Origin of the sequence: Paenibacillus senegalensis JC66, assembly GCF_000285515.1 — a bacterium.
Taxonomy (GTDB): Bacteria; Bacillota; Bacilli; order Paenibacillales; family NBRC-103111; genus Paenibacillus_L; species Paenibacillus_L senegalensis.
The window spans coordinates 1-1,784 of record NZ_CAES01000123.1; the positions used below are offsets into that span (position 1 = coordinate 1).

1 protein-coding gene is annotated in these 1,784 nt (G+C 43.7%); it reads right to left on the bottom strand.

Translation table 11 applies throughout. The features are described 5' to 3' along the window. Positions 1–156 precede the first annotated feature (156 nt). Positions 157–1,395, bottom strand: coding sequence for an IS110 family RNA-guided transposase (locus PSHG_RS25865; protein ID WP_010267165.1), 1,239 nt, complete (start codon positions 1,393–1,395; stop codon positions 157–159). Positions 1,396–1,784: the final 389 nt, after the last annotated feature.

Genomic DNA, 1,784 nt, shown 5'->3' on the forward strand with positions numbered 1-1,784 from the left:
AGTCCAGCGGTAATATGTCAAGAGCATTAATCATGGAAATTGGAAATTCTTTTATGGGTTTACGCTAGTTTTCAGGAAATAAGGCATCACTAAAGAGACCCAGTCTCGATACATTCCTGAAACTGGAAATAATACCGAAGGATGTTAAGGAGGCGATTAATGTTTCGCCATATTCACCTTCCTTCTAGGCGTGTAGATTTGGTCGTTGCGTAGCAGCACATCGACCAGACGCACTAATTTTCTTGCGGTTAAGACGAGTGCTCTTTTGTGTTGGTGCTTCGATACCTCAGCGTATTTCTTTTGGTAATAAGCTTTAAATTCCTCATCATATCGTTTTACCGAGTTGGCAGCTTCAACAAGGTAATAGCGGAGGAATCGGTTACCGGATTTAATACGCTTTGTATCTTCGGCTTCAAATAAACCGGATTGATGTTTGCGCCATGTCAGACCTGCATATTTTGCGACAGCAGCCTGATCTTTGAAGCGATGGATGTCTCCAATCTCGGCCAAGATACCGGCACAGAAAACAGGGCCAATACCCGGCACGCTCTGTAACGTATTGGGAATGCCATCTAACAGTCGTTCAATCGCTTGGTCAATCTGCTTGATCTGTTTCTGTACAGTGCGAATCGATTCAATGGATGTGGCTAACAAAATATCGATCGTATCCTCTACACACTTGGAAAGGCGGTAAGAGGAACGAGCGGCCTTCTGAATGCATTTGGCTACCTTTTCGGGATGAGGGAATCGGTTTCTGCCTTTATCTTTTAAGTAATCGGCCAGATCAGCCAATTCCATGGATCCAATTTCATCGAGACTATACTGCTCAAGTAATAGCTCGGTGATGGCATGACCAAAGACATCACTGTCGACCTCCGTCGTAAAAGCATTGCATTTATAAAATAAGTGCTGAAGAAAGTATTGCTTTTCACGAGTGAGGTTGTGAACCAGATGGAATCGCATACGGGTCAGCCGCTGCAAAGCAACATATTGTTCATGCATCACGATGGTCATGGGCAGTCTGCCGAAGCGCAGCCGATCAGCAATAATCCAGGCATCGACATGATCGGTTTTATCCAGATCAGAATAAGCTTCTCTGAACTTGCTAATCAGTTTTGGGTTGATCGTAAACACTTTGGTGTTGTGGTTTTTCAAAGCTTCATCCTCATGCAGAAACATGGCTGGATGCCAGCTATACACCGAGGTTGATTCAAGACCGATATGGATCTCGGTAAAATCGTGACGATCAGCCAATGATAGAAGCTTGTCCCTTAAAAAGGTGGCTCCATCATAGTTATTGCTTACGATCCAAACATCCAGTGTTTCACCATCAGGATTCATGGCACACACTTTTAAATCTTGAGAACTAACGTCAATACCAATAAAACATTTCAAGGGTAATCCCCCCCTTCTGAATTAGGGATCCAGGGAATTGGACTCTTCGGGATGCCCCCAGCGCACTCGCTGATCAATCACCCTCGCATATCAGAACTTCCTCCGATCCATGAGCTGCCTCGAAGCTGCTATCTTCGAGCATGGGTTGCCGAAGGGAACAGCCAGCGGGTTAGAAGTTCAAACGAGTACTGGGGAAACAGACTTTTTTACGTAGACAAAGCTACAGGAGTGGTACGAATTTCCCCAAATAACCCTAAGATTATTGTCTGGGAACATTGCGAAAAATCCAAGACCCTGGAATGAAAATATTAATTTTTCAAAGAACAAGAATTCAATTAAAAGCAACTGGAAATTGCCTTGAAAAAGGCTTCTAAATATATAATACGAGG